25 protein-coding genes are annotated in these 22,774 nt (G+C 74.0%); 7 read left to right on the top strand and 18 right to left on the bottom strand.

Features of this window, described 5'->3' with window-relative positions; all coding sequences use genetic code 11:
* Entirely contained in the window at nt 1-777 is a 777-nt protein-coding gene (locus tag K1Y72_RS09830; protein ID WP_220165365.1) for an enoyl-CoA hydratase/isomerase family protein, read from the top strand.
* Between the two features lies 1 nt (nt 778).
* Here the strand turns inward: K1Y72_RS09830 and K1Y72_RS09825 are convergent, their stop codons facing one another.
* Genes K1Y72_RS09825 through K1Y72_RS09805 form a run of 5 tightly spaced genes read right to left on the bottom strand, consistent with a single transcriptional unit; the run spans nt 779 to nt 3,885 of the window.
* Nucleotides 779-1,039, bottom strand: a complete 261-nt coding sequence (locus K1Y72_RS09825; RefSeq protein ID WP_220165363.1) for a cytochrome C oxidase subunit IV family protein — start codon at nt 1,037-1,039, stop codon at nt 779-781.
* 3 nt (nt 1,040-1,042) lie between these two features.
* Entirely contained in the window at nt 1,043-1,612 is a 570-nt protein-coding gene (locus K1Y72_RS09820) for a cytochrome c oxidase subunit 3 (protein WP_220165361.1), read from the bottom strand.
* A gap of 16 nt (nt 1,613-1,628) precedes the next feature.
* Nucleotides 1,629-2,384: a hypothetical protein gene (locus K1Y72_RS09815; RefSeq protein WP_220165360.1), complete on the bottom strand. Its 756-nt coding sequence runs from the start codon at nt 2,382-2,384 to the stop codon at nt 1,629-1,631.
* Nucleotides 2,381-3,109 (bottom strand): hypothetical protein, encoded by a 729-nt coding sequence (locus K1Y72_RS09810; protein ID WP_220165359.1) that lies wholly within the window; start codon nt 3,107-3,109, stop codon nt 2,381-2,383. Before K1Y72_RS09810 ends, K1Y72_RS09815 begins: the two co-directional genes overlap by 4 nt.
* A 14-nt stretch (nt 3,110-3,123) precedes the next feature.
* Nucleotides 3,124-3,885, bottom strand: a complete 762-nt coding sequence (locus tag K1Y72_RS09805; protein ID WP_220165358.1) for an SDR family NAD(P)-dependent oxidoreductase — start codon at nt 3,883-3,885, stop codon at nt 3,124-3,126.
* A gap of 53 nt (nt 3,886-3,938) precedes the next feature.
* On the opposite strand from K1Y72_RS09805, the gene K1Y72_RS09800 reads away from it, so the two are divergent.
* Genes K1Y72_RS09800 through meaB form a run of 3 tightly spaced genes read left to right on the top strand, consistent with a single transcriptional unit; the run spans nt 3,939 to nt 7,436 of the window.
* Nucleotides 3,939-5,411 (top strand): class I adenylate-forming enzyme family protein, encoded by a 1,473-nt coding sequence (locus K1Y72_RS09800; protein ID WP_220165357.1) that lies wholly within the window; start codon nt 3,939-3,941, stop codon nt 5,409-5,411.
* Nucleotides 5,404-6,558, top strand: a complete 1,155-nt coding sequence (locus K1Y72_RS09795; RefSeq protein ID WP_220165356.1) for a thiolase family protein — start codon at nt 5,404-5,406, stop codon at nt 6,556-6,558. The genes K1Y72_RS09800 and K1Y72_RS09795 overlap by 8 nt, the downstream gene beginning before the upstream one ends.
* A complete protein-coding gene (meaB, locus tag K1Y72_RS09790; RefSeq protein ID WP_220165355.1) occupies nt 6,555-7,436 on the top strand; it encodes a methylmalonyl Co-A mutase-associated GTPase MeaB in 882 nt (293 codons plus the stop codon). Before K1Y72_RS09795 ends, meaB begins: the two co-directional genes overlap by 4 nt.
* On the opposite strand, the gene K1Y72_RS09785 is transcribed toward meaB, so the two are convergent.
* Nucleotides 7,416-8,255 carry an acyl-CoA thioesterase gene (locus tag K1Y72_RS09785; protein WP_220165354.1) on the bottom strand — a complete coding sequence of 280 codons (840 nt, stop codon included), beginning with the start codon at nt 8,253-8,255 and terminating at the stop codon, nt 7,416-7,418. The two genes, meaB and K1Y72_RS09785, sit on opposite strands and share 21 nt — an antisense overlap.
* Nucleotides 8,256-8,298: 43 nt before the next feature.
* Nucleotides 8,299-8,958 (bottom strand): TetR/AcrR family transcriptional regulator, encoded by a 660-nt coding sequence (locus K1Y72_RS09780; RefSeq protein WP_308286987.1) that lies wholly within the window; start codon nt 8,956-8,958, stop codon nt 8,299-8,301.
* Nucleotides 8,959-9,129: 171 nt separating this feature from the next.
* Between K1Y72_RS09780 and K1Y72_RS09775 the strand changes: the two genes are divergently transcribed.
* From K1Y72_RS09775 to K1Y72_RS09765, 3 genes are read left to right on the top strand one after another with little or no spacing between them, the layout of a single operon-like run.
* Complete coding sequence (locus K1Y72_RS09775; RefSeq protein ID WP_220165350.1) at nt 9,130-10,515, top strand: acyl-CoA dehydrogenase family protein; 1,386 nt, start codon at nt 9,130-9,132, stop codon at nt 10,513-10,515.
* Nucleotides 10,499-11,674: an acyl-CoA dehydrogenase family protein gene (locus K1Y72_RS09770; RefSeq protein WP_220165348.1), complete on the top strand. Its 1,176-nt coding sequence runs from the start codon at nt 10,499-10,501 to the stop codon at nt 11,672-11,674. Before K1Y72_RS09775 ends, K1Y72_RS09770 begins: the two co-directional genes overlap by 17 nt.
* 9 nt (nt 11,675-11,683) lie before the next feature.
* A complete protein-coding gene (locus K1Y72_RS09765; protein WP_220165346.1) occupies nt 11,684-12,466 on the top strand; it encodes an enoyl-CoA hydratase in 783 nt (260 codons plus the stop codon).
* 31 nt (nt 12,467-12,497) lie between these two features.
* On the opposite strand, the gene K1Y72_RS09760 is transcribed toward K1Y72_RS09765, so the two are convergent.
* From K1Y72_RS09760 to K1Y72_RS09710, 11 genes are all read right to left on the bottom strand, one after another.
* Complete coding sequence (locus tag K1Y72_RS09760) at nt 12,498-13,682, bottom strand: NAD(P)/FAD-dependent oxidoreductase (protein ID WP_220165344.1); 1,185 nt, start codon at nt 13,680-13,682, stop codon at nt 12,498-12,500.
* 80 nt (nt 13,683-13,762) lie between these two features.
* Nucleotides 13,763-14,704 carry an RNA polymerase sigma-70 factor gene (locus K1Y72_RS09755; RefSeq protein ID WP_220165342.1) on the bottom strand — a complete coding sequence of 314 codons (942 nt, stop codon included), beginning with the start codon at nt 14,702-14,704 and terminating at the stop codon, nt 13,763-13,765.
* Nucleotides 14,705-14,711: 7 nt separating this feature from the next.
* Nucleotides 14,712-15,473, bottom strand: coding sequence for an MBL fold metallo-hydrolase (locus K1Y72_RS09750; protein ID WP_308286985.1), 762 nt, complete (start codon nt 15,471-15,473; stop codon nt 14,712-14,714).
* 59 nt (nt 15,474-15,532) lie between these two features.
* On the bottom strand, nt 15,533-16,711 hold the full coding sequence (locus K1Y72_RS09745; protein ID WP_220165340.1) for an FAD-dependent oxidoreductase: 1,179 nt from the start codon (nt 16,709-16,711) through the stop codon (nt 15,533-15,535).
* A gap of 84 nt (nt 16,712-16,795) precedes the next feature.
* Entirely contained in the window at nt 16,796-17,596 is an 801-nt protein-coding gene (locus K1Y72_RS09740) for an acyl-CoA dehydrogenase family protein (protein ID WP_220165338.1), read from the bottom strand.
* A 2-nt stretch (nt 17,597-17,598) separates the two neighbouring features.
* On the bottom strand, nt 17,599-18,693 hold the full coding sequence (locus K1Y72_RS09735) for an acyl-CoA dehydrogenase family protein (protein ID WP_220165336.1): 1,095 nt from the start codon (nt 18,691-18,693) through the stop codon (nt 17,599-17,601).
* A complete protein-coding gene (locus K1Y72_RS09730) occupies nt 18,690-19,118 on the bottom strand; it encodes a nuclear transport factor 2 family protein (protein ID WP_220165334.1) in 429 nt (142 codons plus the stop codon). The genes K1Y72_RS09735 and K1Y72_RS09730 overlap by 4 nt, the downstream gene beginning before the upstream one ends.
* Nucleotides 19,108-20,337 (bottom strand): metal-dependent hydrolase family protein, encoded by a 1,230-nt coding sequence (locus K1Y72_RS09725; RefSeq protein WP_220165332.1) that lies wholly within the window; start codon nt 20,335-20,337, stop codon nt 19,108-19,110. Before K1Y72_RS09725 ends, K1Y72_RS09730 begins: the two co-directional genes overlap by 11 nt.
* A gap of 1 nt (nt 20,338) precedes the next feature.
* Nucleotides 20,339-20,659, bottom strand: coding sequence for a hypothetical protein (locus K1Y72_RS09720; protein WP_220165330.1), 321 nt, complete (start codon nt 20,657-20,659; stop codon nt 20,339-20,341).
* A complete protein-coding gene (locus tag K1Y72_RS09715) occupies nt 20,643-21,911 on the bottom strand; it encodes an aromatic ring-hydroxylating oxygenase subunit alpha (RefSeq protein WP_220165328.1) in 1,269 nt (422 codons plus the stop codon). The genes K1Y72_RS09720 and K1Y72_RS09715 overlap by 17 nt, the downstream gene beginning before the upstream one ends.
* Before the next feature lie 6 nt (nt 21,912-21,917).
* The gene (locus tag K1Y72_RS09710; protein WP_220165326.1) at nt 21,918-22,610 is read right to left on the bottom strand and encodes a carboxymuconolactone decarboxylase family protein; all 693 of its coding nucleotides are present in this window, start codon (nt 22,608-22,610) and stop codon (nt 21,918-21,920) included.
* Nucleotides 22,611-22,774 lie beyond the last annotated feature (164 nt).

The raw sequence follows: 22,774 nt of genomic DNA, 5'->3' as shown, positions 1-22,774 counted from the left end.
ATGGCCGACGTGTACGACGTGCCGGAGGAGATCGACGTCCGGGCCGACGGCCCGCTGCGGATCATCACCCTGAACCGGCCGGCGGCCCTCAACGCCGTCAACGACGCCCTGCACACCGGCCTCGCCCGCCTCTGGCCGCAGCTCGCCGAGGACCGCGACGCGCGGGCGGCCGTCCTCACCGGCGGCGGAAAGGCGTTCTCGGCGGGCGGCGACTTCGCCTACCTCGAAGAGCTGAGCCGCGACGACGCGCTGCGCGCCCGCACCATCGCGCACGGCCGCGACCTGGTGCTCGGCATGGCGCGCTGCCGCGTCCCGGTCGTCGCCGCGGTGAACGGGCCCGCCGTCGGGCTCGGCTGCTCGCTGGTCGCACTCAGCGACATCGTCTACATGGCCGAGGACGCCTACCTCGCCGACCCGCACGTCCGCGTCGGGCTCGTCGCCGCCGACGGCGGCCCGCTCACCTGGCCGCTGCACACCAGCCTGCTGCTCGCCAAGGAGTACGCGCTCACCGGCGCGCGCATCACCGCCGAGCGGGCCGTCGCCATGGGCCTCGCCAACCACGTCGTCGCCGACCCGCTCGCCGAGGCGCTCGCCTGCGCCGGGCGCATCGCCGAGCTGCCCCGGCAGGCCGTCGAGAGCACCAAGCGGCTGCTGAACCTGCACCTGGAGCGCGCCGTCCTCGCCACGCTCGACTTCGCCATCACCGCCGAGGACCAGACGTTCCAGACCGAGGACTTCCGCACCACCATCGCCAAGCTCAACGCCGGGAAGTTCTGAGTCAGACCAGGTAGAGGACGACGAGCGCGGTCCAGAGCGCGGCGAGCCAGACGTCGGTGAGGCGGCGGAGCCAGGCCGGCGCGTCCTGGACCTCCATGAAGCAGCGGACGACGAACCGCGCCTTGACCAGGGCGATCGCCAGCACGGCGACGGTGACCGCCGCGCCGGCGGTCCGTTCGGTGCCGAGCCGCCAGGACAGCACCGTGACGGCGCAGAGGGCGGCCCACACGCGGGTCGTCCGGGCGCCCGGCGTTCCGTTCACCGCTCACCTCATCAGGTAGACCAGCACGAAGATGACGATCCACAGCAGGTCGACCATGTGCCAGTAGGTGGCGCCCGTCTCGACCACCGCCGTCCTGCGGAGGCCGGGGGCGCGGAGCTCGCGCAGCACGACCCCGAGGACGACGAGGCCGAGCAGCATGTGGAACAGGTGCACGCCGGTCAGCAGGTAATAGAACATGAAGAAGTCGCCGCTCGCGAACGTCCGCCCGTGGCTCGCCTCCCACGCCCACTCGCCCGCTTTGACCAGCATGAACAGCACGCCGGTGAGCAGGGTGCCGGCGGTGAGCCGCAGGGCGCGGCGGTGCTCGCCCGCCCGCGACGCCTGGACGGCGAGGGCGATGAGCCACGACCCGGTGAGCAGCAGCAGCGTGGTGGCGACGGCCACCGCCGGGCTGAGGTGGCGCTGCGCGGCGGCGAACAGCTCCGGCTCCCGGCCGCGGTGGACCATGAAGATGACGAAGTAGGCGGAGAAGAAGGCCAGGTCCCCGAGGACGAACACCCACATCCCCGGGTCCCCCGGCAGGCGCGCGGCCGTCTCGCGCTCGGCGGTCACCGTCCCCGGCCCCCTTTCAGTCCTGGACCGGCTCGCCGGGCGGCTGGTCCCGGACCGCCTTGAACAGCAGGACGATGATGCACACCTCGTAGATCCCGAAGATGACCGTGCCCATGTAGAAGCTGATGGAGCCGTCCCAGGCGAGCGGCCCGTCCTTGAACACGAAGACCGGCGCGGCGAGCAGCTCGGTGACGATCTGCCAGACGCAGACGTAGGCCATCCACGTCGGGAAGATCCGGCGGCGGTCCAGCAGGATCGCCAGCGCGAGCACCAGGTACTGGGTCGTGAAGCAGCCGAGCGACCCGACGAAGGTGAGCAGCCCGATGTCGTAGAGCAGGGCGAGGACGTGCGGGTCGCGGCCCGGCCGGAACACCGCGGCGAGGAAGCAGAACGCCGCCATGAGGCAGCCCGGCAGCGCGCCGACGGCGAGCGCGGCGATGTAGGCGTAGGCGAACACCGGGCTCACCGCCATCCGCTTCATCTGGTGCGCGACCAGGCCGTTGGCGACGCCGGTGAAGCCGATGACGACCATCAGCGCCGCGAACCCGATCCGGATCGTCGCGGCGTGGTCGTGGAAGAACGCCGCGACCTCCTCGGGGGAGCGGTCCGGCCGAGGCGGCGGGATCACCCGCGCGAGAAGCACGAAGATCAAGCCGAACAGGACGTAGAAGACCGGCAGCACCCACCAGCAGATCCACAGGTCGACCGCGCCGCCCCGCCGGCGCCCGCCGGACGCGTCCGCGGCGGTGCGGGCGGCCGCCGCGCCGCTCACGCGGCCTCCTCCGCGGCCTGCCGCCGGATCGCCCCCGGCAGCACGCAGAACATCCCGGCGAAGAACACGCCGTAGGCGGCGATCCGCAGCCAGAACGAGACGGCGCCGTCCCAGGCCAGCGGCCCCGACGTGACGACCGCGCCGCCCGCCGCCGGGACCATCGCCAGCCCGGTGACGACGCTGAACGGCGCGACCCAGCGAGGGAACACCGGCCGCGGGCCGGCGTCGAGGCGGACGGCGAGCGCCAGGCAGAGGTTCTGCACGACGACCGTGCCGACCGGGGCGGTGAAGACCATCCAGGCCAGGTCGTTCACCAGCAGGATCAGTTGCGGGTCGCGCGCGGGCCGGAACGCGGCGGCGAGCCACAGCAGGTCGGCGAGCGCGAACAGCGTCGCGCCGGACGCCGCCGCGCTCAGGTAGCAGTAGGCGAGCACCGTCGTCGGCGTCGCCATCCGCTTCATCTGCACCGCGATCACCATCGCGAAGGGGACGAGCATGACGCCGCAGATGTCGAACAGGATCATGCTGAACCGGATCATCGCGGTGTCGTCCCGGTAGAACGCCGCCACCTGCGCGGCGCTCATCCGGGGCGACATGGGCGGCAGGAAGCCGGGGAACGCCACGAAGGCGCCGAGCAGCACGAGCCCGAAGACCCCGGCCAGCCAGAGGGCGGTCCACTGCGCGGTGACCGGTACCGGCCGGGGCGTCCCTGCGGGCCGGGCCATCTCGGCGGGCCGCGTCACTTCGGCGGGAAGCGCAGGGCGCCGTCGAGCCGGATCACCTCGCCGTTGAGATAGTCGTTCTCGCAGATGTGCTGGACCAGCGCGGCGTACTCGGGCGAGCGCCCCATCCGCTTCGGGTGCGGCACCTGAGGGCCCCAATAGCCCTCCAGCTGGTCGCCCGCCTTGCCGTAGGCGGGGGTGAGGAAGGTGCCGGGCGCGATCGTGACGACGCGGACGCCGCTCGGCGACAGGTCGCGGGCGGCGACCAGCGTCATCGCGGCGACCCCGCCCTTGGCGGCGGCGTAGGGCAGCTGGCCGATCTGGCCCTCGTAGGCGGCGATGGAGGCGGTGTTGACGATGACGCCACGGCTCTCGCCGGACGGCTCCTGGCCGGCCATGGCGGCCGCGGCGAGGCGCATGACGTTGAAGACCCCGACGAGGTAGACCTCCAGGGTCCGGCGGAACCCGTCCAGGTCGAGCGGCTCGCCGTCGCGGCCGACCAGGCGGCCGCCGGTCGCGGGGCCGCCGTGCACGTCCACCGAGACCCGCAGCGGCCCGGCCGCGAGCGCCTCGCCGATCGCCGCGCGCACCGACGCCTCGTCGGTCGCGTCGGTGCGGACGTAGCGGACGCCGAGCTCGTCCTCGAGGGCCTTGCCCTTGTCGTCGGCGAGATCGGCCACGACCACCCGGGCGCCGGCCTCGTGCAGCCGGCGGACGGTGGCCTCGCCCAGCCCGCCCGCACCGCCGACGACGAGCGCGGAGCCGCCACTGATCTGCATGTGATTGTCCTCTCTTGCGAACAACAATCTACTTGAATGAGAATAGCATTCTCATGACTATCACCATGATCCTTGAGATGGCGGTCTCGGCCGGCGACCGGACGGCGGTGACGTCGGGCGGCCGGTCCCTGACGGCCGCGCGGCTCCTGGAACTGGCCGGTGCCGCGGCGCTGCGCTTCCGAGGCCGCCCGGCCGTGCTGTACACGGGGGCCAACCACCTCGCCTACCCGGTGGCGCTGTTCGGCGCGGCCATCGCGGGCGTGCCCTTCGTCCCGCTCAACTACCGGCTCGGCGAGCGGCAGCTGACCGAGCTGAAGGCCCGCCACCCCGGCGCGCTCGTCCTCGATCCCGGCGACCTGGACGCCCTGCTGGATCCGCCGGACGACGCGGCGAGTGCGGCGGGGGCGGGCGCGTCCGGGGACGTGTCCGTTGCGGGCGAGCTGCCGCCGCCTCCCGATCCCGACGACGTCGCGGTGCTCCTCTACACCAGCGGAACGACGGCCGCGCCGAAGTCGGCCGTGCTGCGTCACCGTCACCTGCTGGCTTACGTGCTGAACACGCTGGAGTTCGCGTCGGCCGCCGAGACCGACGCCGCTCTGGTGGCGGTCCCGCCGTACCACATCGCCGGTCTGGCCAACCTGCTGACGAACATCTACACCGGCCGCCGCGTGGTCTACATGGAGTCCTTCGACGCCGCGGGCTGGCTGGAGACCGTCCGGCGCGAGGGCATCACCCACGCGCTGCTGGTCCCGACGATGCTGGCGCGCATCGTGGCGGCCGTGGACGGCGACGACGCCCGCACCCCGACCCTGGCCACCCTCGCCTACGGCGGCGCGCGCACGCCCCGGCCCGTCCTGGAGAAGGCGCTGCGCGTCTTCCCCGGCACCGGCTTCGTCAACGCCTACGGGCTCACCGAGACCGCGTCCTCGGTGGCCGTCCTCGGCCCGAACGACCACCGCAAGGCCCTCGCCTCCGACGATCCGCAGGTGCGGGCACGGCTCGGGTCGGTGGGGCGGGCGCTGCCGGGCGTGGAGTTCCAGATCCGCACGGAGAAGGGCGAGCTGGTGCCCGCCGGCGAGACGGGCCTGGTGTGGGTGCGCGGCGACCAGATCTCCGGCGAGTACGGGGAGCGCACCGTCCTCGACGCCGGCGGCTGGTTCGCCACCCGCGACCGGGGGCGCCTCGACGCCGGCGGCTACCTGTTCATCGAGGGCCGCGCCGACGACACCATCATCCGCGGCGGCGAGAACATCGCGCCCGCCGAGATCGAGGACGTCCTGCTCGACCACCCCGGCGTCACCGAGGCCGCCGTCATCGGCGTCCCCGATCCCGAGTGGGGGCAGCGGATCGTCGCGGTCCTGGTCGGCCGGGGCGACCCCGAGGAGATCCGGGCGTGGGCGCGCGAGCGGCTCCGCTCGTCCAAGACGCCCGACGCCGTCGTGTTCCGCGACGCGCTGCCGAAGACCGAGACCGGCAAGCTGCTGCGCCGCGTCCTGCTCGCAGAGATGGAGTCCGCCCATGCCTGAAGCCGTTCTGCTGTCGGCCCTGCGCACGCCCGTCGGCACCGCGTTCAAGGGGACGCTGCGCGACACCAACGCCTACGACCTCGCCCACCACGTCGTCGCGGCCGCGGCCGAGCGCCTGGACCCCGCCCTGATCGACGACGTGGTCCTCGGCGAGGGCCTCTACGGCGGCGGCGTGCTCGCCCGCCACGCCGCCGTCACGACCGGCCTCACCCACGTCGCCGGGCTCGCCTGCAACCGGCACTGCGCGGCGGGCCTCGCCGCCGTGCAGGAGGCCGCCGCGAGCATCCGCGCGGGCATGGACGAGCTCGTCGTGGCGGGCGGCGTCAACTCCGCCTCCACCTCCCCGCGGTCGCGGTTCCGCGTGGACGGGGAGTGGGTGGAGCCGTGGCACCCGCCGACCCATCCCGACCGACCCGACGCGCCGAACCTCGACATGTCCATCGCGATCGGCTGGAACACCGCCGTCCGCGCGGACGTGTCCCGCGAGGAGATGGACGCCTGGGCGCTCCGCTCCCACCGCAACGCGATCCGCGCCATCGACGAGGGGCGCTTCACCGACGAGATCGTCCCGGTGAAGACCCCGCACGGCCTGTTCTCCGTGGACGAGCACCCGCGCCGCGACACCAGCATGGAGAAGCTCGCCAAGCTCAAGCCGCTGCATCCCGAGATCGAGGGGTTCAGCATCACCGCGGGCAACTCCTGCGGCGCCAACGACGGCGCGGCCGTGCTGACCGTGGCGAGCGGCCGGCTGGCCGAGCGCGAGGGCCTCGCCGCCCTCGGCACCGTCCGGTCGTGGGCGTCGGTCGGCGTCGACCCGGCCGAGACGGGGTTCGCCCCGGTGAAGGCGATCCCGAAGGCGCTCGCCCGCGCCGGGCTCGCCGCCGGCGACGTGGACCTGTTCGAGATCAACGAGGCGTTCGCCTCGATGTGCGTCGCCACCGTCGGCCGGCTCGGCCTGGACCCCGAGCGGGTGAACGTCAACGGCAGCGGCTGCTCGATCGGCCACCCGGTGGCCGCGACCGGCGCCCGGATGCTCGTCACGCTCGTGCACGAGCTGCGGCGGCGCGGCGGCGGCGTCGGCGTCGCGGCGATGTGCGCGGGCGGCGGCATGGGCTCGGCGATGGTGATCGAGGTCGCCGCCCCGTGACCGTCGGGGAGCTGGTCGCCGCCGCGTGCGGCGGCTCCCTCCGCGCGGCCGGGCGGCTGCTGACGCTGATCGAGGGACCGCGCCGGGACGAGGTGCTCGCCGCCCTCGGCCCGGCGCGCGGCGTCCGCGTCGTCGGCGTGACGGGGCCTCCGGGCGCGGGCAAGTCCACGACGGTCGGCGCGCTCGTCGGCGCCTACCGGGCCCGCGGCCTGCGCGTCGCGGTGCTCGCCGTCGACCCGTCGTCGCCCTACAGCGGCGGCGCGCTGCTCGGCGACCGCATCCGGATGGCGGCGCACGCGACCGACCCCGGCGTCCTCATCCGCTCCCTGGCGACGCGCGGCCACCTCGGCGGGCTGGCCGCCGCCGTGCCGGCCGCCGTCCGCGTCCTCGCCGCGCTCGGCCACGACCTCGTGCTGGTGGAGACGGTCGGCGTCGGGCAGTCGGAGATCGAGATCGCCGCCGTCGCCGACCCCGCCGTGGTCCTCCTCGCGCCCGGCGCGGGCGACGCCGTCCAGGCGGCCAAGGCCGGCCTGCTGGAGGTCGCCGACCTCATCGTGGTCAACAAGGCCGACCGGGACGGCGCCGCGCAGACCGTCCGCGACCTGCGCGCCGAGACGGGCGCCCCGGTCCTCACCCTCGTCGCGACCGCGGGGGAGGGGCTGCCCGAACTGGTGGAGGCGATCGACGGGCACGAGCGCGCCGACACCCCGGAGCGCCGCGCGGAGCGGGCCGGCGCGCAGATCCTCGCGCTGGCCCAGACCCGCTTGCGCGCGCACCCGGACCTCGCCGGGCTCGCCGCCGGAGTCGCCGCCGGCCGCCTCGATCCCTACGCGGCGGTCGAGCGGCTCTTCGGGGAGTCAGGCCGTGAAGCGGAGTAGAGCCTCCTGCGCGTAGGAGGCGAGGAGCGTTCCGTCCTCGGAGAGGACGTCGCCGCGCCCGAAGCAGCGGCCGTGGGCCGCGACCGGGCTGTGCTGGCGCAGCAGCAGCCACCCGCCCTCGGGGAAGGGCCGGTGGAACCACAGCGAGTGCGAGGTGACCGCCGAGGTGAAGGCGGTGCCGGCGTCGCGCTGCCCGACGCCGTCGAGGGGGCGCAGCGCGGTGCCGATCAGGGTCAGGTCGGTAGCGTAAGCGGTGATCGCCGGGACGAGCCCGGCCTCGACCTTCGGCGTGCGCGACCACAGTTCGAACTCCGGCGGGGCGGCGGCCGCGGCGTCCAGGTCCGCGGTGGTGCGGACCTCCCAGGGCAGCAGGTGCAGCGGCGTCCGGTGCTCGGGTCCGGGCACCTGCCCGACGGGCGCCGCGTCCTGGTGCTCGGGGCCGTCCTCGTGGACGTGCAGGGAGACGGCGGCGGTCGCGATGACGCCGCGCTCCTGCCGGGCGGTGACCGCCAGGGTCGCGAAGGTGCCGCCGTCGTGCTGGCGCGCCACCTCGTAGCGGACCGGCTCGTCGGTGCGCCCCGCACGGGGGAACAGCGCGTGCAGGGACTTGACGGACTTGCCGGGGCAGGAGCGGGCCGCGGCCTGCACGAACTGGGCCAGCAGCTGGCCGCCGAACAGGCGGTGGTAGCCGAGCCGCTGGTTGGAGCCCTCGAAGACGGCGGCGGCGGGGGCGCCGTCGCCGTCCGGTAGCGCGCGCAGGTCGAGGCAGCCGAGCAGGTCGTCCCAGAGGCCGGCGGACGTCGTGGCGGGAGTGCTCATGCCACGATCGTAAATGAAATTTCAGTCTAGGAGAATGACATTCTCACTCGTCGACGGCGACGAAGCCGGTCGAGCAGAACTCCCAGACCTCCTCGCCGGTCAGCGGGTGCGCGTTCTCGTCGTCACCGACGCCGTTGGACTGCGCCACGAACATGACGGTCTGCATCACCAGCGCCGCGACGCGGCGCGGGTACAGGCCCTCGTGCAGGCGGCCGGCGGCCTCGGCCTGCCCCATCAGCTCGGTGAACAGGTTGAGCAGCGGGGCGTGCGCGACCTTCACCTCGGCCGGATGCGTGATCAGCAGCTGCGGCGCGAAGTCGGTGAACAGCGGGCGCTGCGCGTCGGGGTCGGGGCGCGACAGCTCGAACAGCAGCTGCACCGCGACCCGGATGCGGTCGAGGGGGTCGGGGTGGCCGGCGGCGGCGGCGCGGATCTGCTCGGCGGCCTGGCGCAGCGCGTCCTCGAACAGCGCGAGCAGCAGCTCGTGCTTGCCGTCGAAGTGCTGGTAGAAGCTGCGCAGCGACTGCCGCGACCGGTCGACGACCTCCTGGACGGTGAAGTCCGTCGTGTTCTTCTCGGTGATGATCGCCTGGGCCGCGTCGAGGAACCGCTCCACGCGCTGCTCGGCGCGCAGCTTGGCGGCCTTGGTGGACCGCTCCACCGCACGCTGTTTCCAGGCCGGCTCGTCACTCGGAAGGCTCACGGACCGATCCGTACTCTGTGCCATACGTAGAACATTACTGCACCGTACCGGGAGGCCGCCTGCGTCTTGCCGCCCTTTCCGGTCGCAATGTCGAGACTCTTACTTTCATCTCACGAGAATGATATTCTCACGCTGTTGTGCACCGGAAGGACGTGCTCCGGAAGGAGGCCGATGCTGTTCGAGTTCGACGCCGACCAGCGTCTCTGGCAGGACTCGGTGCGCCGCGCCGTCGCCAAGGAGTGCCCGCCCGCGCTCGTGCGCGCCGTCGCCGACGAGGCGGCCGATCCCGGCCCCCTCTGGCGGGCCTGGAACCGGCTCGGCTGGACCGAGCTGACCGCGCCGGGCGAGGCCGTCGAGCTGGCGATCGTGCTGGAGGAGCTCGGGCGCGCCGCCGACCCGACGCCCTACCTCGCCACGATGACGCAGTTCGCGCCGCTCGCGCCCGGCGACCACCGGCCCGGCGTGGCCGGCGCCGCCGTCCTCGACGGCGTCACCGCCCGCCCCGACGGCGGCGGCTGGCTGCTGGACGGCACCGCCCCCCACGTCCTGGACGGCGACCGCGCCGACCGGCTCGCCGTCGTCACCGGCGCGGGCGTGTTCACCGTCCCCGCCGAGGCGGTCACCGCCACCCGCGTCCCCGCCTTCGACCCCCTCCTGCACGTCGCCGAGGTCACCTTCGACGGCGTGCTCGTCACCACCGCCGACGCGACCGGAGCCGACACCGGTCCGGACACCGACACCGCCGAACGGACCGACGAACGCACCGACGAACGCGCGGACACACGCACCAGCGCAGGCATCAACGCGAACTCCCGCGCCGGTACCAGCGTGGGCGCCGACGTACGCACCGGCGCAAACTTCAGTGCAGGCACCGACGCAGGCACCATCACAGGCACCGGTGGGGGCACCGACGTACGCACCGCCGCAGACGTACGCACTGCCGCGGGCATCGGTACGGGTACCAGCGCGGGTGTTGACGTATGCATCGGCGCGGGCATTGGCGGGGGTGTCAGTGCGGGCTCTTCCTATGCTCGCGACCTCGCTCTCACGGGGATGGCCGTGACGATGGTCGGGGCGTGTCGCCGCGTCCTCGACCTGACGCTGGAGCACGTCCGTTCCCGCCACCAGTTCGGCGCTCCCATCGGCTCCTACCAGGCCGTCAAGCACAAGGCCGCCGACATGCACGTCGCGGTGCGGCGCGCCCGCGCGCTGGCCTACTACGCCGCGCTCACGATCGCCGCCGGCGACCCGCGCCGCGGCACGGCCGCGACGATGGCCAAGGCCGCGGCGGGCGAGTGCCAGTCCGTGGTGTTCCGCAACGGCCTGCAGCTCTTCGGCGCGATGGGCTTCACCTGGGAGAACGACGTGCAGTTCGCGTTGAAGCGGGCCAAGGCCGGCGAGCTGATGCTCGGCGGCGCGGCCGAGCACCGCGCGCGCCTCGCCGCCGAGCACCTCGCCGGCGGCCGTCCCACCGGCGACCCTCTCGCCGGCGGGCGTCCCGGGGCGGGACGTCCGCCGGTCACCGACGGCGGGGAGCGGCATGCGGCTCACCTTTGACGGCGACGTCGAGTCCTTCCGCGCCGAGTTCGCCGCCTTCCTCGCCGAGCACGCCCCGGACGGCGCCGAGGCCGCCGAGCGCTCGCGCTCCAGTGCCCACGTTCCCGAGTGGGCGCGCCGCTGGCAGCGCCTGCTGTTCGACACCGGCTGGCTGCTGCCCGGCAACCCGCCCGAGTACGGCGGCCGCAACGCCACCCTCCTCCAGCAGTACGTCCATCTGGAGGAGCTGGCCCGCCGCCGGATCTACCACAGTTACAACCCGCAGGGCCTCGGCATCGTCGCCGCCTCGCTGCTGTCGTTCGGCACCGAGGAGCAGAAGCGCCGCTGGGCCGTTCCGATCCTGCGCGCCGAGATCACCGCCGCGCTCGGCATGAGCGAGCCCGGCGCCGGCTCGGACCTCGCCGGCCTCCGCACCCGCGCCGTCCTGGACGGCGACCACTTCGTCGTCAACGGCCAGAAGGTCTGGACCTCCGGCGCCCACGACGCCGACGTCCTGCTCACCTTCGTCCGCACCGACCCCGACGCACCCAAGCACAAGGGCATCAGCGTCCTGCTCGTCCCGACCGCCACCCCCGGCGTCACGCGCCGCCCCTTCGGTTCCATCGCCGGCGCCGACGACCTGGACTTCAACGAGGTGTTCTTCGAGGACGCCCGCGTGCCCGCCGCCAACCTCCTCGGCGACCTGAACGACGGCTGGCGGGTCGCGACCGGCTCGCTCGGCCACGAGCGCACCCTCCTCTGGCTGAGCTTCGCGGCCCGGCTGGAGGAGCTGGCCGAGGACTTCCGGCCGGTCACCCCGCTGGACCGCGACGCCTACGCGACCCTCCTCATGGACGCGCAGGCCCTCCGCCTGCTCGGCTCGGAGGCGCTCGCCCGCGCCGACCGCGGCGAGCAGGACGTCGCGGCCCTGTCGGTGCTGAAGCTGCTCGGCTCCGAGGCGGTGCAGGCCGCCTCCGAGCGCGCCCTGGAGGCGGCCGGGCCGGGCGCGCTCGCGCACCCGGCGACGACCGCGCCGCACGCCCACCTGCACCTGGAGGCGTTCGCCGCCGGCTGGTTCGAGCGCTACGCGCGCAGCTTCGCCGGCACCATCGCGGGCGGCACCTCCGAGATCCAGCGAACGATCATCGCCGAGCGGCTGCTCGGACTCCCCAGGAAGTGAGGCGCCACCGTGCACGTGCTCTACGAGGCCGCCGACCGGATCGCCACGATCACGCTGAACCGGCCCGAGGTCGCCAACGCCCAGAACGCCGCGCTGCTCGACGAGCTGGACGCCGCCTGGACGCGGGCGGCCGACGACGCCGACGTGTCGGTGATCGTGCTGCGCGCCGAGGGCCGCCACTTCTCCGCCGGGCACGACCTGAAGGACCGCTGGCCCTCGCCCGACGCCATCACCCTGGAGTGGATCTACAGTGCGGAGAGCCGCCGGTACCTGGAGTACACGCTGCGCTGGCGCAACGTGCCGAAGCCGTCGATCGCGGCGGTGCAGGGCCGGTGCATCGCGGGCGGCCTGATGCTCTGCTGGCCGTGCGACCTGATCGTGGCGGCCGAGGACGCGCTGTTCTCCGACCCGGTCGCGACCATGGGCATCGGCGGCGTGGAGTACCACGGCCACACCTGGGAGCTCGGCGCCCGCAAGGCCAAGGAGATCCTGTTCACCGGCCGCCCGGTGACCGCCGAGGAGGCCGAGCGGGCCGGCATGGTGAACCGCGTCGTGCCCCGCGACCGGCTCGACGCCGAGGCGCGCGACCTCGCCGAGCAGATCGCCAAGATGCCGCCGTTCGCGCTCCGCCAGGCCAAGCGCGCCGTCAACCAGACCCTGGACGTGCAGGGCTTCCACGCCGCCGTCCAGTCGGTCTTCGACATCCACCAGACCGGGCACGGCAACGCGCTCAGCGTCAGCGGCTACCCCATCCTCGTCAAGCTCGACGAGATGAAGGAGAAGCTGAAGTAGCGCGCGTCGCCGTGCCCGGCGGCGGCGTTCCTCACGCGCTCGCCGGTGCGAGGGGACGCTCATACGTGACGTGGCGGCGCCGTGCGGGCATCCCCATCGTCGGGTGGGCGACGCCCCACGCGGCGCTCCGGCAGATCAGCTCCTTGTAGACGGCGGCCGTCCTTCCGGTCAGGGCCGCCTTCTTGGCGCTGTCGTCGGCCGTGACGTACTGGATCAGCCCTTCCTTGCGGCCCAGCGAGATGCACTGGTTGAAGTAGCCGATCGTCTTGTCGGGGACCTTCCCGCCGGTGAGGCGCGCCGCGATCGCGTCGGCGGCCAGCCAGGCGGCGGGGACCCCCGAGGCGCACGACATGCGCAACGGCCTGTCCCCGGCGCCCGGCGCCAGGGCCGCGTCGCCGACGGCGTACACGTCGGGGTGGGAGACCGAGCGCATGGTCCGGTCGACGACGATCTGCCCGGTGGCGGCGACCTCCAGCGTCGTCGCGGCCGCGATCGGGTGGGTCGCGAAGCCGGCGTTCCACACGGTGATGTCGGCGGGGATGACGGTGCCGTCGGCGGTGGTGACGTGGTCGGCGGCGACGGCGCTGACGTCGGCGTGCTCGTGGACGGTGACGCCGAGCTTGCCGAGGACCTTCACCAGGTGCGCGCGGCCCTTGGGGGAGAGCCAGTCGCCCAGGCCGCCCCGGACGGCGAGGGCGACGTCCAGGTCCGGGCGGGCCTCGGCGATCTCGGTGGCGGCCTCCACCCCGGTGAGGCCGCCGCCGACGACCACCACGGCCCGCCCGGCGTCCAGACCCGCCAGGCGCTCGCGGAGCCGGAGCGCTCCGGCGCGTCCGGCGATCTCGTCGGCGTGCTCGGCGACGCCGGGGACGCCCTGGCCGTTCCACCGGCTGCCGAGGGCGTACACGAGGGTGTCGTACGCCAGTTCCTCGGCGCCGTCCGCCCCGTCGACGGCGACGGTCCGGCGGTCGGCGTCGACGCCGGTGACCGTCGCGAGCTTCAGCTCGACGCCGGTGCCGGCGAGCATCGCGGCGAGCGGCCGGCGCTTGAGTTCCTGCCCGGTCGCCAGCTGGTGGTTGCGGACGCGCTCGACGAAGTCGGGTTCGGCGTTGACGAGGGTGATGGCGACGTCGTCGCGCCGCAGCCGCCTGGCGAGGCGGCCGGCGGCGGACGCCCCGGTGTATCCGGCGCCGAGGACGAGGATGCGGTGCTGCATTTCGGGCTCCCATCGGTTCGGTTCCGCCCCTTGAACCGGATGGCGGGCCGTTCCCTGACGGGATCCGTTGGTGATGCACGTCACAGGACGAGCAGGGGCTCCCCGTGGTCGGCCGCCGCCCACCGCGCGGTCGCGCGGGCGAGCTTGTCGGGGTTGGCCTGGGTGCGGAAGGCGGTGACGCCGTCGCCGGTGACCTCCAGGCACATGACGGCGACGACCCGGCCCTCCGTGACGGCGACGACGGCGGGTTCGCCGTTGGCGGTCCAGGCGTAGATCTCGGGCGTGCCGCCGACGATGGCGCGCTTGGCCTCGGCGGGCTTGAACAGGCCGCGCAGGAACCGCGCGACCGCGGCGGCGCCCTCGAACCCCTTGGTGCGCGCGGGGACCTTCCCGCCGCCGTCGCCGATGGCCACGGCGTCCGCGGTGAGCAGGCGGACGAGCTCGTCGGTCCGGCCGCTGGCGGCGGCCGCCAGGAACTCCTCGACGACCCGCCGGGCCGCGGCCGCGTCGATCTCGGCGCGGGCCTTGCCGCGCGCGACGTGGTCCTTGGCCCGGTGCAGGATCTGCTGGCTGGCGGCCTCGGTGATGCCGAGGATGTCGGCGATCTCCCGGTGCGGGCAGGCGAACGCCTCCCGCAGCACGTACACGGCCCGTTCGTTGGGGGTCAGGCGCTCCAGCAGCGTGAGGACCGCGTACGACACCGACTCGCGCTGCTCGGCGGTGTCGGCCGGGCCGAGCAGCGGATCCCCGGCGAGCAGCGGCTCGGGCAGCCACGGGCCCACGTAGGTCTCGCGGCGCGCCCGCGCGGAGGCGAGCTGGTTGAGGCACAGGTTGGTGAGCACCTTCGTCAGCCATGCCTCGGGGACCTCGACGCGGCCGGTGTCGGCGGCCTGCCAGCGCAGGAACGTCTCCTGCACGGCGTCCTCCGCCTCGTCCGCGGAGCCGAGGAGGCGGTAGGCGATCGCCGCCAGGCGGGGCCGCGACCGCTCGAACCGGTCGACGTCGTCCATGGTCAGCGACATGGAGTGATCATAATCCTCGGCGCGGGTCCGCGCCGCGCGCCGCGTCGGCCATCTGGCCCTCCCAGGGGGCGCCGTGGCCGGGAAGGAGGACGCCCGCGTCGACGGCGCCGAGGGTCTCCAGGGCGGCGACGGATCCGGGCTGGTCGTGGGAGAACATCGACGGAAGGAGCTGCGGGCCGGTGGTCCTGGAGAGGGGGTGGCCGGTGACGAGGGCGTCGCCGGTGGCGAGCGCTCCGGCGGCCGGCAGGTGGTAGGCGGTATGGCCTGAGGTGTGGCCGGGGCAGGGCACCGGGACGGGCCCGCCGGGCAGGTCCAGCGGTCCGGCGGCGGGCAGCGGGCCGGCGGGCGGGACCTCGGGCTTGCGGAGCGCGCCGGCCCGGGCGATGCGCAGCGACCACGCCAGGACGCTCGGCCGCCAGGCGCGCACCACGACGTCCCGGGCGCCCGCCTGTTCCAGCGGGCCGTCGGAGGTCTGGGCGATCTCGTCCGCGTGCATGAGCACCGGCGTGCCGTAGCGCCGCTGGAGAAGGAGAGGCCCGCCCATGTGGTCGATGTGGGCGTGGGTGAGGAGAACGGCCCGCACGTCCTCGGGACGGTGCCCGATGGCGCGGACGGACGCCTCCAGCAGCTCGGCGTCCCCGGCCCAGCCGCCGTCGATGACGGTCAGCTCGCCGCCCTCGCGCACGAGGAACCAGTTGACGTCGGTGCCGCCCGCGGCGAACACGCCGGACGCCACCTCCTGGACGGTCCCACGGCGGATCCCGCTCACGCAGGCCCCTTCCCCTCAGCGCACGTCTCCGAAAGCTAGCAGGGTCCGCGGCCGCCGTCTCACCCGCGTCCGGCGCTGATGACCGTGGTGATCAGCCCGAAGGCCCCGGTCGCCACCCCGTCGGGGACGAGGGAGGCGAGGCGCAGGCCCGGTTCGGTCTGCGCCAGGCTCCGCGGTCCGGTGAGCGCGATGGCGCTGCCGCCGACCGCCGCTGCGGTGGCGGCCCGCCATCTGCGGCGGCGTCCGTAGCGATCGAGCGCCTCGGGCAGGCCCTCCACGCCGGGCGCCGCGGCGTCGAGGTCGCGCAGCAGCTCGGCGACGTCCTCAAGGCCCTGGTTCGCGCCGAAGCCGAGGACCGGCGACATGGCGTGCGCCGCGTCGCCCATCAACACGCAGCGGCCCCGCGTCCAGCGGCGCAGGGTGGGCAGCCGGTAGTGCGGGTAGGCGCGCAACTCGCCGGTCCCGGCGGCGTGCAGCTCGGCGGCCGCGTCCAGGACGTCGGGGACCGGCGCCGCCCAGCGGCCGTACCGTTCCCGCAGGACGGCGACGGGGTCGGCCGGTCGCGGCCCCGGCCGCCACGGGACGTCGAGGAACCACTGGGTGAGGCCGCCGCCGAGCGGCGCGAGGCCGACGATGCCCCGCCGGCCGAGGTACATCAGCGACCGGTCGCCGAGGTCGACGGGCAGGCGGGCGGTCCCCAGATAGCTGGCGGCCGCGGCGCGGGGCTGCCGGACGGGGCCGAAGAGCGCCGCCCGCACGCGGGAGTGGGCGCCGTCGGAGCCGATGAGCAGGTCGGCGGTGTGGCGCTCGCCGTCCCGCGTCCCGATCTCCACCTGCTCGTCGCCGTCGAGGTGTCCGGAGCGCAGCACGTGGAACTCCGCGCCGTACCGGACGGTGCCGGGCGGCAGGGTCGCGGCGAGGCGTTCCAGGATCGCGCGCCGGAGGATCATCAGCGCCGGTCCGCCGAGGACGCGCTCCAGCCGGTGGGCGTCGATGCGCACCGCCCGGCGTCCGGCGGCGCTCACCGCCTCCAGGCTCCCGAGCCGCATGCCGTCGCCGCGCACGTCGGCGCCGAGGGCGGCGAGGACGCGCGTGCCGCCGCCGAGCAGGCTGATCGCGCCGCCGCCGGTCCGCAGGGCGCCGGCGCGTTCGAGGACGGTCACCTCGTGGCCCGCCCGCAGCAGGCCCCGCGCCGCGGCCAGCCCGGTGATCCCCGCTCCCACGACCAGCACCCGCATCCGGCACCTCCACGACGACGTGTAGTACGACTATTTGTAGTACTACACGTCGTCGTTGTGAAGCCCCAAAAGAACAAGGATGTCTCAGAGCTGGGTGAGCCGCGGCGCGGGGCGTCCCGGCCGCAGCAGCGCCCCCGCCTCGCGGGTCAGGTCCCGCGCGGAGCCGAGCAGTCCGTCCAGCACCAGGACGCGCCGCACGTGCCGGTGCAGGTCGTGCTCGGCGGTGAACCCGATGCCGCCGAGCACCTGCTGGCAGTGGCGCGCGGCGGTGAGCGCCGCGCGCCCGGCGGCGGCCTTGGCCAGCAGTGCGCCGAGCTCGTGGCCGGGCGAGCCGGGGTCGCCGGTGTCGGCGGTGAGCGTCGCCTCGGCTCCGTCGAGCGCGACGAGCGTCTCGGCGAGCCGGTGCCGGACGGCCTGGAAGGAGGCGATCGGGCGGCCGAACTGGACGCGGTCCAGCGCGTGCGCCCGCGCGAGGGCCAGCATCGCCCGCCCGGAGCCGACCAGCCACCAGCCGAGCGCGCGGCGGCCGTCCGCGAGCGGGACGGCGTCGCCGGGATCGACCCTCCTGATCGGCAGCTCGGCGTCCAGGCCCCCGCCTTCCCCCGTCCGCTCCCACACCACCCAGGAACCGCCGGCGTAGGGCAGGGGGAGCGTCCCGCCGATCGCCCGCCCGGCCTCGGCGAGCACGACGTCGTTCAGCAGCGGCGCCTGCGCGCCCGTCTCGCCGAGCAGCCCGAAGACCGCCGCGACGGCGTCCCGGGGCTCGGCGGCGAGCAGCTCGGGCCAGCCGATCTCGGTGAGCGCGGCGTCCAGGCGCGGGCCGGTGCACGAGTCCATCGTCTTGCGGAGCGTCCCGGCGAGCAGGTCGCGGTCGGCGGCGTCCACGGTCACTCCTGTCCGAGATCGAGCAGGCGGCGGGCGATGATGTTGCGCTGGATCTCGGCGGTGCCGCCGTAGATGGTGGCGGCCCGCGAGTACAGGTACTCGGGCCGCCACGGGCCGCCGGACAGCTCCAGGACGCCGGGCAGCAGGTCGCGGGCGGTGTCGAAGAGCAGCTGCTCGGCGCCCGCGAGAAGCACCTTGTCGACCGAGGTCTCGGCGCCGAGGCGCGCGCCCGCGTCCAGCCGCCGCTGCGTCGCGTGCGAGCGGCAGCGGACGGTGTGCAGCGCCAGGTACGCCGCGCCGAGCGCGGCGTCGTCGGGGACCGGCGTCTCGTCCGCGAGCCGGTCGAGCCGGGTGTACAGGTGCGCGATGCGGTGCCAGAAGCAGGTCGAGCGCTCGTGCGGGAGCAGGTCCATCGCGAGCCGCCAGCCGTCGCCGGGACGGCCCAGCATCCGGTCGGCGGGCACCCGCACGTCGTCGAGGAACACCTCGGCGAACTCGTCCACGCCGTGCATGGTGCGGAGCGGCCGGACGGTGACGCCGGGCGCGTCCATGTCCACGAAGAAGGCGGTGATGCCGCCGTGGCCGGGCGCGGTGCGGGTGAGCAGGACGCAGCGCGCGGCGTACTGGGCGAGGCTCGTCCAGACCTTCTGGCCGGTGACGGCCCACGTCCCGTCGTCGCGGGGGACGGCGCGGGTGGTCAGGGACGCCAGGTCGCTGCCCGAGCCGGGCTCGGAGAACCCCTGGCACCACTGCTCGCGGCCGCTCAGCAGCAGCGGCACCGCGTGCGCGGCGAGCTCGGGCCGCGCGTAGGAGATCAGCGTCGGGACGAGCACCTCGACCATCGAGTAGATGCCCGGCTCGGCGAGGCCGCGGGCGGCGACCTCCTCGCCGAGGACGGCGCGCAGCACCGCCGGCCCGCCGAGTCCCCCGACCTCGGCGGGCCAGCCGTGCCGCATCCACCCGGCTTCGTACAGGGCGCGGCGGACCCGGGCGAGCTGGGCGACCTGCCCGTCCAGGGTGCCGTCGTCGCCGGGGGACAGGTCGTTCCGGTCGAGCCAGGCGCGGAGGCCCGACCGGAACCCCGCGACGCCGGTCACGCCCCGGCGCCGCGGTGCGCGTGGGGGCGTCCCGAGTCGTGGGCGCCGCTGCGGCGGATGAACGTCATGGACCGGGTCGCGAGCCGCCACCCGTCGCCGGTCCGCCGGTAGGTGTCGCTGTAGTAGCCGATCCGCATCTCGTGGGTGGCGTGGTCGACGAAGCAGAGCGGCTGCGTGCCGGTCGCGGCGTCGCCGTCCAGCTCGACGGCCGCGGTGCCGGTGAGGAACAGCCCCTTCGGCGCGGCCTCCACCAGCTCGGGGAACTCGCCGAGCGCGTAGGTGTCGCCGAAGGCGCTGTAGGTGCCGTCGGGGGTGAAGACGGCGAGCAGCCCGTCGATGTCGCCGCGGGTGATGGTGACCGCGTAGCGGGCCAGCAGCTGCTGGATCTCCACCAGGTCGTCGGTGCCGCCGGTGTCATCGGCCACGGTAGCGGCCTCCCTCCATGTAGACCTCGCCGCCCTTCATCACGAACCGGACCCGCTGGGTGGCGGTGATGTCGGCCAGCGGGTCGCCGTCGACGGCGATCACGTCGGCGAGCAGGCCCGCGGCGAGCCGCCCGCGGTCGGTGACGTCGATGAGCTCGGCGGCGTTGACGGTCGCGGCGCGCAGCACGTGCAGCGGGTCCAGGCCGCGCTCCACCAGCGCGACGAGCTCGCTGGCGTTGCGGCCGTGCGGGATCGCCGGCGCGTCCGTCCCGACGGCGATCTTCACGCCGGCCTTGGCGGCCGCCGCGACCGACGCGCGGGCGCGCGGGAACATCTCGGCGGCCTTGGCCCGCAGCTCGGGCGCCGCCTTGGACACGTCCATGCCGTCGGCCAGGTAGGTGGTCGGGACGAGGAAGGTGCCGCGCTCGACCATCAGCGCGATCGCGTCGTCGTCGATGAGGAAGCCGTGCTCGATGCAGTCGATGCCCGCCTCGACGGCGGCGCGGACCGCGTCGGCGCCGTGGGTGTGCGCGGCGACGCGCAGGCCGCGGCGGTGCGCCTCGTCCACGATCGCGCGCAGTTCCTCGTCGGAGTAGTGCTGCGCGCCGGGCAGGCCGGTGTGCGACATGACGCCGCCCGACGCGCACACCTTGATGAGCCGGGCGCCGTGCTTGATCTGGTAGCGGACGGCGTGGCGGACCTCGGCGACGCCGTCGGCGATGCCCTCCTCCACCGTCAGCGGCAGCACGCCCGGCATCATCGCGGCGAACATCGTCGGGTCCAGGTGCCCGCCGGTCGGGGTGATGGCGTGCCCGGCGGGGACGACGCGCGGGCCGTCGATCCAGCCCGCGTCGATGGCCTTGGCGAGCGCGACGTCCAGCAGGTAGCCGCCGGTCTTCACGAACAGGCCCAGGTTGCGGACGGTGGTGAAGCCCGCCCGCAGCGTCCGGCGGGCGTTGCCGACGGCGCGCAGCACGCGGAGCGGCGGGTCGTCCTGCACGGGCGAGTACGCGGCGGTCTCGCCGCGCCCGCCCATCAGCAGGTTGACCTCCATGTCCATGAGGCCGGGCAGCAGGACCGTGTCGCCGAGATCGATGACGTCCGCGCCCGGGGGCCCGCCGACGCCGGCGATGCGGTCGCCGTCGACGTGCAGGATCCCGGGCCGGACGATCTCGCCGGCGTCCACGTCCAGCAGCCCGGCCGCTTTCAGCGTCGGCATCTCAGACGACGGGCTCGGTGACGAGGTCGAGGTAGGCGGCGCCGCTGTCGGGCACCCGCGCCTGCTTCCACACCTCGACCGGGAACGACACCATGACGAGCGACTGCAGCAGATGCATCAGCGTGCGGGCCTCCTCGGTGAGGTCGCCCCAGGACGCGTCGCAGTAGGCGATGGCGTCCTCCAGGCGGGGGAACACCGCGTCGTAGAGCGCCTGCATCTCGTCCATGGACGAGGCGAGGCGGCGGGCGTAGCGCTCGGGCTCGGTCGCGAGCGCCCAGCCGGTGAACGGTTCCAGGTCGGCGAACTCAGCGGGCAGCGGCATCGCGGTACTCCTTCACGTGGTCGCCGACGACCTTGTGCAGGTGGCGGAGGAGGATCTCCTGGTCGTTCAGCGGGAATTCGGTGACGGCGCGGCTCTTCAGCATCGTCTGGGTGGCCTCCAGGGTGTTGGCGTCCTGGAGGGCGTACTCCTTGAACGTCACCGCGGCGAGCTCCTGGGCGAGGCGCTCGCGGGCGTTCTTGGGCGGCACGAAGTACAGGTTGGCCTCGAACACGTGCCGGTCGACCGCCGTCGGCCAGTAGTGGTAGGTGAGGTACCAGCCGGGCGCCCAGAACAGCAGCGTGAAGTTGGGGAAGAACTCGAAGGAGTCGGTGCCCCACGCCCGGTGCCTGGCCGGGTTGATGCCGGCCGGCAGCGGGTCCAGGCCCTCGATGTCGGGCCGGTCCCAGGGGCCGAACAGCCCGCTGCGCACCGCCCGCTCGATCGGCTTGACCATCGAGGGGTCCTTCGGCGGCGCCATCCCGCCCCACGAGGAGATCATCGCGTGCGGGCTGTGCAGCTCGTAGTGCAGCGCCTCGAAGCCGTACCCGAGGAGCTTGTCGGCCTCGTCCTTGACCGCCTGCTTCTGGTGCAGGACGGGCGCGTGGTAGAACTCGGCGAACGCGTCGATGAACAGCTTCCAGTTGCTGCCGACCTCGGCCTTGTAGGTGTAGACCTCGGTCATCTCGTGGAAGGGGTAGCCCTCCAGGCCCTCGGCCATCTTGCCGAGGTAGTCGGCGAGGGGCGCGGCGTCGGGATCGAGGTTGACGAAGACGAACCCCTCCCAGGTCTCGCAGCGCACCTCCTTCAGCCCGTAGTCGGCCTTGTCCAGGTCGAAGAACTCCGACTCCTGCTGGACGAAGGTGAGCGCGCCGTCCAAGCCGTACCGCCAGGCGTGGTACTTGCAGGTGAACTGCCGGCAGGTGCCCTTGACCTCCTCGCCGGGGAAGTCGTTCCACACGAGCTTGTTGCCGCGGTGGCGGCACAGGTTGTGGAAGGCGCGGACCCGCTTGTCGCGGCCCCGCACGATGATCAGTGAGGTGTCGGCGACGGCGAGCTCCTTGGTGAAGTAGCTCCCGGTCCGCGGCACGAGCTCGACCCGGCCGACGTTCAGCCAGGTCCGCTTGAAGATGGCCGCCCGCTCGTCGGCGTAGTAGTCCGGGTCGATCGAGTCGGTGTAGTCGACCGGGCCGGTGCCGAGCTCGGGGTACTGCTCGGTCCAGCTGCCCTGGTCGGGTTTGGCGAAGTGGGACACAGCGGTCTACCTCTCGTTCTCGGGCTCGACGCCGAAGGTGGTGAAGGCCATCGCCAGCAGGCCGTAGGCGCCGATCGTGAAGACCAGGTCCATGAGCTGGCGCTCCGACAGCTCGGCGGACAGCTCGGCCCACGTGCGGTCCGACAGGGCCGCGCCGCCATCGAGTTCGTCGACGGCGCGCAGCACGGCGCCCTCCAGGCCGGGCAGCGCGACGGCCTCGCCGCCGTCACCGTCGCCGCTGCCGCCGCTGCCGCCGTCGACGACGGTGCCGCTCCCGGAATGACCGCCGGCATCGCTGCCGATGCCGTTCCCGGCATCACCGCCGGCATCGCTCCTGGCATCGCTCCCGGTGCCGTTCCCGGCGTGGCTCCTGGGGCCGCTCCCGGCGGCGGCGATCTCGGCATCCGTCAGCCCGGTCTTGGGCGCATACCGGGAGTGGTGCGCCCACTCGTAGGCGCAGGCGCGGCGGTGCGCGACGCGCAGGATCGCCAGCTCGCGCAGGCGCGAGGGCAGCGTGGTGCCCATCAGCAGGTGCGCGTTGAACGGCAGGAAGGCCCGGGTGAGGTCGGGGTGGCGGACGAGCGTCGCCAGGGCGTTGCCGGCGGACGCGGCGTCGCGGCGGCCTTCGGGGAGCAGGGCGGCGAGCGCGGCGCGCGCCCGGTCGTCCCACTGGTCGTCGGGCAGGGGCGGCAGGCGCATCGACCGGCTCCTTCCCGGACGGGGGCACCGTGCCGCCCATCCGTTCTCAATCTTGAGAATAGCATTCTCGCGACCGAGTGGCAGATTTTCACGGACCTCGATCCGGCGTCAATGCCGCCCCGTCCGCGCTGTCCCGACCTTGAGGCGTACTGTTGCTTCTCCTA

Source organism: Actinomadura parmotrematis (genome assembly GCF_019458805.1).
Lineage (GTDB): Bacteria > Actinomycetota > Actinomycetes > Streptosporangiales > Streptosporangiaceae > Spirillospora > Spirillospora parmotrematis.
Note: the sequence above shows the minus strand (reverse complement) of the source record. Positions and strands in the feature narration are given on the sequence as shown.